General features: G+C 69.8%; 2 protein-coding genes. One reads left to right on the top strand and one right to left on the bottom strand.

Annotated features, from left to right (window positions below; all coding sequences use genetic code 11):
* Positions 1 to 595 (bottom strand): acyltransferase (locus ABZV34_RS38625; protein ID WP_356287715.1); only part of this gene is annotated, 595 nt, incomplete at its 3' end.
* A 311-nt stretch (positions 596 to 906) separates the two neighbouring features.
* Between ABZV34_RS38625 and rfbH the strand changes: the two genes are divergently transcribed.
* The gene (rfbH, locus tag ABZV34_RS38630) at positions 907 to 2,208 is read left to right on the top strand and encodes a lipopolysaccharide biosynthesis protein RfbH (RefSeq protein WP_356287718.1); all 1,302 of its coding nucleotides are present in this window, start codon (positions 907 to 909) and stop codon (positions 2,206 to 2,208) included.
* Positions 2,209 to 2,231: the final 23 nt, after the last annotated feature.

A 2,231-nucleotide genomic window follows, 5' to 3' on the forward strand; every position in this document is an offset into this window, starting at 1 on the left:
CGGGGGCGGCGCCGTCCGCCAGGCCGTCGAGGAGGGTGCGGGCGTAGGGCGCGGCGCGCTGCTCCCCGCCGTGGTGGACGCGGGACCAGTGCCGCAGGAAGTCGAGGTAGCCCGAGCCGTCGACGATGCTGTGGTTGATCGCGACGCCGAGGACCGAGCCGCCGCCGCGCATGTGGGTGACGCGCACGGTCAGCAGCGGGGTGTCGTGTCCGACGACCCGGAAGGCGCCGGCCTTGTGGAGGTAGGAGGGCAGGTCCGGTCTGGCCGAACGGCCGAGTCCGTACTCGGGCATGGGCCGGTCGCTGTGGCTCTCGGTGAACGGGATGCCCGCGTCGTCGCAGACGACGCTGAGTCCGCGGTCGCCGTCGCGCACCAGCCGTCCGGTGAGCAGCGGGTAGTGCGGCAGGGTCCGGGCGAGGGACTCGCGCAGCGCGGCCGCGTCCAGCCGGTGGCGGTAGAAGAAGGTGCGCGGGGTGGCGAACGTGCCGGTCATGAGGTCGTAGACGCTCAAACGCACGCGCTCCGCGGTCGCTTCGCCGGCGCGCACGGTGACGGTGTGGTGCGGTGTGCGGCGCGCGGCTGAAGGGATGTTCATCGTTCCTCACTGGAATCGGCCTGCGGGGCCCGGCAGTTGACCTGACACTCCAGCGTTCCTCCTGGCGGGCGAGGAAATCCCTAGTCCCTGCCGCGGGGCCGGACGGCCCGGGTGCGGGCGTTCAACGGGCGTGCGCGCGGCCGGTTTTGGTGGATCCCTAGACTTGTCCGGCAGCGCTGGGCACGCCGGTGTGCCGTGTGTTGGGCTGGGTTTCCCGGACGGCAGACACCGGTCCGGGACCCCGCTCGCACTTCCTGCCGTCGAGGCCACGGCTCCGTCCCCGCCGGCAGCCACAGGGAGGCCACCAGCCGATGGGCAACGACAAGACAGAGATCCTCGACCTGGTACGCGAGTACCACCGCAGCAACGCGTCCTCGGGATTCGTGCCCGGTATCACGTCCGTCATGGCCTCCGGTGCCGTCCTCGACGAGGAGGACCGTGTCGCGCTGGTCGAGGCGGCCCTGGACATGCGGATCGCCGCCGGACCGAGCTCGCGCAAGCTGGAACGGGCGCTGGCCAAGTACTTCGGTCTGCGCAAGGCGCATCTGACGAACTCCGGCTCGTCGGCGAACCTGCTGGCGCTCAGCTCGCTCACCTCGCCCCAGCTGGAGGACAGCCGTCTGGTGCCGGGCGACGAGGTGGTCACCGTGGCGGCCGGGTTCCCGACGACCGTCAACCCCATCATCCAGAACGGTCTGGTGCCGGTCTTCACCGACATCGAGATCGGCACGTACAACCCGACGCCGGAACGGATCGAGCAGGCCATCGGACCGCGGACGCGGGCGATCATGGTCGCGCACGCGCTCGGCAACCCGTACGCCGTCGAGGAGATCGCGCAGATCGCCGACGACCACGGTCTGTTCCTCATCGAGGACAACTGCGACGCGCTGGGCAGTACGTACAAGGGCCGTCTCACCGGGACGTTCGGTGATCTGGCGACCGAGAGTTTCTATCCGGCGCACCACATCACGATGGGTGAGGGCGGGGTGGTCCTGACGGACAACCTGGCGCTGGCCCGCATCGTGGAGTCCATGCGTGACTGGGGCCGGGACTGCTGGTGCGAGCCGGCCGAGGACAACCGCTGCTTCAAGCGGTTCGAGCACCAGATGGGGACGCTGCCGGCCGGCTACGACCACAAGTACATCTTCTCGCACGTCGGCTACAACCTGAAGTCGACCGACGTGCAGGCGGCGCTCGGTCTGCAGCAGCTGACGCACATCGACGAGTTCGGCAAGGCCAGGCGCCGCAACTGGGCGCGGCTGCGGGAGGGGCTGGACGGTCTTCCGCACCTGGTGCTGCCGGAGGCGACCCCGGACAGCGACCCGAGCTGGTTCGGTTTCGCCCTCACCGTCGTGCCGGGTGCCCCGTTCGCGCCGGGCGCGCTCATCGACCACCTGGAGTACAGCAAGGTGGCCACCCGGCGCTTCTTCGCGGGCAACCTCACCCGCCACCCGGCCTACGAGGGGCAGAAGTTCCGGGTCAGCGGTCCGCTGACCAACAGTGACATCACCACCGAGCGCACGTTCTGGATCGGTGTGTTCCCCGGCCTGACGGACGAGATGATCGACTACAGCATCTCGACCATCAGCGAGTTCGTCACGCTGCCCCACTGAATCCGGCCGGCCGGCCCGTGCCG

Source organism: Streptomyces sp. NPDC005195, assembly GCF_040608315.1.
GTDB lineage: Bacteria > Actinomycetota > Actinomycetes > Streptomycetales > Streptomycetaceae > Streptomyces > Streptomyces kaempferi.